The organism is Devosia sp. (assembly GCF_040509215.1).
In the GTDB taxonomy this organism is placed as follows: Bacteria; Pseudomonadota; Alphaproteobacteria; order Rhizobiales; family Devosiaceae; genus Devosia.
Window position 1 is genome coordinate 1 of record NZ_JBEVLL010000038.1, and the last position, 4,442, is coordinate 4,442.

Annotated in this window: 4 protein-coding genes; all 4 read left to right on the forward strand. The window is 63.4% G+C overall.

From position 1 onward, the window contains the following. Window positions 1–123 precede the first annotated feature (123 nt). Window positions 124–1,311 carry an MFS transporter gene (locus tag ABW043_RS01780; RefSeq protein ID WP_353919530.1) on the forward strand — a complete coding sequence of 396 codons (1,188 nt, stop codon included), beginning with the start codon at window positions 124–126 and terminating at the stop codon, window positions 1,309–1,311. Then, window positions 1,311–2,744, forward strand: a complete 1,434-nt coding sequence (locus ABW043_RS01785) for a M81 family metallopeptidase (protein WP_353919531.1) — start codon at window positions 1,311–1,313, stop codon at window positions 2,742–2,744. Before ABW043_RS01780 ends, ABW043_RS01785 begins: the two co-directional genes overlap by 1 nt. 185 nt (window positions 2,745–2,929) lie before the next feature. After that, the gene (locus ABW043_RS01790) at window positions 2,930–3,685 is read left to right on the forward strand and encodes a DeoR/GlpR family DNA-binding transcription regulator (protein ID WP_353919532.1); all 756 of its coding nucleotides are present in this window, start codon (window positions 2,930–2,932) and stop codon (window positions 3,683–3,685) included. 16 nt (window positions 3,686–3,701) lie between these two features. After that, window positions 3,702–4,442: fumarylacetoacetate hydrolase family protein (locus tag ABW043_RS01795; RefSeq protein WP_353919533.1), on the forward strand; the 741-nt coding region annotated here is incomplete at its 3' end.

Genomic DNA, 4,442 nt, shown 5'->3' on the forward strand with positions numbered 1-4,442 from the left:
GCCTAAGAAACTCGGTGTCATTCCCGCGAAAGCGGGAACCCCTGTTTGCGTTCGGTCATCCCAAACGGAGGTCCCCGCTTTCGCGGGGATGACACCGCAGGGACAAGCCACGGAATTTCTTCCATGTCCTTCCTCTCCCCCCAGCGCCTGACCATGCTGGTCTTCTTCCTCCAGCCCATCGCCTTCGGCTCCTGGCTGCCGCGCATTCCGGAAATCCAGGCTGGTCTCGGGCTTGGTCCCGCCGCCCTGGCGCTGGCGCTCCTCGGTATGCCCTGCGGCACGCTCATCACCTTGCCCTTTGCCGGACCGCTGGTGGCAAAGATCGGCGCCCGTTCCGCCATCATCTGGGGCTTTGTCTTCTATTCCATCGCCGCAAGCCTGCCGGTCCTCGCCCCGCACCCGATCCTCCTCTTCATCGCCCTGATGCTCGCCGGTTCCGCCATTTCCTTCGTCGAACTCGGCCTTAACGTGCAGGCCGACCTCGTCGAAAAGTCGAGCGGCAAGATGATCATGAACACCTCCCATGGCTGCTGGTCGCTCGGCATCATGGCGGGCAGCCTCATCGGCTCCGGCTTTGCCGCCATCGGTGTCGTCCCCCAGATCGCCGTGCCGCTCCTTGCGGCCATCGTTCTGCCATTCGCGATCTTCACCGGCTTGGCTTTGCCAAAGCTCAACGACGCGCCGGCCGAGGGCCAGACGCAAAAATCGGCATGGTCGCTGCCGAGCCCGGCGCTGATCGGCATCTGTCTCTTCGTCTTCGGCATCACCATGACCGAAGGCGCCATGGCCGACTGGTCAGCCATCTTCCTCCGCGACGCGCTCTCGGCAGAAGGCGGTCTCGTCGGCCTCGGTTATTCGTTCTTTGCCTTTATGGTCGCCGCCGGCCGCTTTGGCGGCGACACGCTCAAGCGCACCTTTGGCGCGGTGAACACCGCCCGCATCTGCGGCACCCTTGCTGTCCTCGGCGGCATTATCTTGTATTTTGCCCCCGGCGTTGAACTGGCGCTGGTCGGCTTCGGCATCATCGGCGTCGGCGTTTCTGTGGGCTTCCCGCTTGCCGTCACCGCCGCCGCCGGCATTGGCGATCGCGCCGCCTCGGCCAATGTCGCCGTTCTGTCCTTCGTGGCACTGACCGGCTTTCTCATCGGCCCGCCGCTGATTGGATTTGTCGCCGAACATTCCGGCATCCGCTTCGGCATTGCCTGCGTCGTGCCTTTCCTGCTCGTCAGCCTTTTTCTCACCGGACGCCTCACCCCGCGCCCGGTTAAAACCAATCACAATCCAGAAGCCGAAGTTCCAGGAGTGCTCTGATGCGCATTGCCGTTGCTGGCCTGCATACCGAATGCAGCACCTATAATCCCGTCATCGCCCGCGAGGCCGATTTTCGCGTCTTGCGCGGTCCCTCGATGCTCAAGGACCAATATTTTGATTTCCTGACGCATTTCCCGGCCGAATTCATCACCGTGCTCCACGCCCGCGCCATTGCCGGCGGCCCCGTCGAGAACGCGCTCTACAGCAGGTGGAAGGCCGAAATCCTCGACGGCATCAAAGCCGCACTGCCACTCGATGGCGTCTACCTCGCCATGCATGGCGCAATGTTCGTTGAAGGTATGTTCGACGCCGAAGGCGACTTCATCGCCTCCGTCCGCGACGTCGTCGGCCCCGACGTCATCATTGCCGCCAGCTACGATCTCCACGGCAATGTCAGCCAAAAAATCGTCGACGGCCTCGACATCTTTTCCACCTATCGCACTGCGCCCCATATCGACGTGCCCGACACCATGCGCCGCGCCGTGACCATGCTGGTCCGCGCCCTCCGCACCGGTGTGCGCCCGAAAGTCGCCTGGGTCCCCGTGCCGGTTCTCCTTCCCGGCGAACGCACCTCCACCCAGGATGAACCGGCGAAAAGCTTTTACACCCAGCTCCATGAGGTCGAAGAACCGACCGGCATCTGGGATGCGTCCTTCCAGGTCGGCTATGTCTGGGCCGACGAACCCCGCTCCACCGCCTGCGCCGTCATCACCGGCACCGACAAAGCAGCGATGGAAAAAGCCGCCACGAAACTGGCCCAGGACTATTGGGACGTCCGCGAACAGTTCGTGTTCGGCATGGAAGTCGGCTCGATCGACGAATGCGTCGACCGCGCCATTGCCAGTACAACGGGCCCGGTCGTGCTTGCCGAATCTGGCGACAACCCCACCGGTGGCGGCGTCGGCGACCGTGCTGAAGTGCTCGCCGCTTTGATCTCCCGCAATGCGCAGGGCGTGGTCTTTGCCGGCATTGCCGACAAGGTAGCAACCGAGGCCGCTTATGCAGCCGGCGTCGGCGCCACCATCCCGCTCCATATCGGCGCCAGCCTCGACCCGTCCTCGACCCCGGTCGACACGACGGCCGAAGTGGTCTTCCTCCTCGAACACGACAACCCGCTCTTCCGCGAAGCCGTGGTGCGTATCGGCGGCATCGACCTGGTCCTCACCGTTCGCCGCCGCCCATTCCACAATATCGCCGATTTCACCAAGCTCGGCCTCGACCCGCGTGACGCAAAGATCGTGGCGGTAAAGTCCGGCTATCTCTCCCCCGAACTCGGCCCCATCGCCAATCCCGGCATCATGGCCCTGTCCCCGGGCGTCGTGGACCAATTCGTCGAACGCACCACCCGCAACCACACCCCGCGCCCAAGCTTTCCATTCGACCGTGACTTTGCGTTTGTGCCAGACGTGAAGTGGTCGGCGTTGGCGAAATAATTCGTCCCGTCATCGAACGTCATCCTCGGGCTTGACCCGAGGACACTTCACTTGAAGCTGGTTCCGCAAGTACAGAGCCCTCGGGTCAAGCCCGAGGGTGACGACCGAGGAAGGACCACCCTTCCCCCGCCCCCCACTTTCGTTTACTCAAAAACCGAAAGCGGTGGGCTCTCATGAATCCCTTGATGCGACAGGCTCAGATCGTCGAACTCGCCCGCAAGAAGGGCGGGGTCACCGTCGAGCAACTTGTCGAAGCCTTCGACGTCACTCCCCAAACCATCCGCAAGGACCTCAATCTCCTCTGCGATCGCGGCGCGCTAAAGCGCACCCATGGCGGGGCCATGCACCCGTCCGGCGTAGAAAACGTCGAATACGAAGCCCGCCGCCAGATCGCCACCGACGAAAAGCAGGCCATCGGCCGGGCCGCTGCCGCGCTGATCCCCGACAATGCCTCGCTCTTCATCAATATCGGCACCACCACCGAGGCCGTCAGCCAGGCCCTCGCCGAACATCGCGGCCTGATGGTCATCACCAACAATATCAATGTCGCCAATCGCCTGCGCGTTGCCCCCTCCATGGAAGTGGTGATTGCCGGTGGCGTCGTGCGCTCGTCCGATGGCGGCATTGTCGGCGAGGCGGCGGTCGATTTCATCCGCCAGTTCAAGGTCGATTTCGCCGTCATCGGCGTTTCGGCCATCGATGCCGATGGGGCCCTCCTCGATTTCGATTTCCGCGAGGTGAAGGTCGCGCAAGCCATCATCGCCAATGCGCGCCACGTCATCCTCGTGTCGGATTCGAGCAAGTTTGCCCGCACCGCCCCGGTGCGTATCGGCCACCTTTCGCAGGCCCATACGTTCATTACCGATCACTGCCCCTACGATTCGATCAGAACGCTCTGCGCCGATGCAGGCATCACACTGATCGAAACTGCCGCTTCCTAACCAGACAGGACCTGAAATGACTGACAGCCAAGAGACTCTCGTAAAGGCCCTGATCGCCGCCCATGACGGCGGCCCGCTGGTGGGGCCGGTCGATGCCGCCGACGTGCCGGCCGATATCAACGCTGTCTACGACATGCAGAACCGTGTCATTGCCGGCATCGGTCCGGTCGGCGGCTGGAAGATCGTTGCCGGTGGCCAGGGCGAACCGCTCTGCTCCCCCATCCCGGCCAATCGCTTCTTTGCCAATGGCGCTGTGCTCGACGCCAAGACCCATCGCCATTTCCTCGCCGAAGTCGAAGTCGCCGTGCTTCTCGGCGCCGATCTCTTCGGCTCGCCGAACCGCTTTGAAGTCGAAGCCGCCATTGCCTCGGTCAATCCGGTGCTCGAAATGGTCGCCAATCCCTTCACCGATCGCGACGCTACCCCGCGCAACCTGCAGCTCGGCGACCTCCAGAGCAATGGCGCGGTCGTCGTCGGCCCGGCCATCGCCAACGAGATCCGCGAAGCCCTGCCAACCCTGCCCGTTTCACTCGTCTATGACGGCAAGTCCGTGAAGGACGTTGCGGCCGGCGCCTCCTGGGACGACATCGTGGCCGCCCTCGTCTGGCTCGCCCCGCATGCCGAAAGCCGCGGTTTTCCGCTCAAGGCCGGCCAGACCATCATCACCGGCTCCCGCGTCGCCGCGCCGCTCGATGGTGCCGATCACGTCGAAGGCAAGCTCGGCGATTGGGCCAAGGTTTCTGCGCGCTGCACGTAT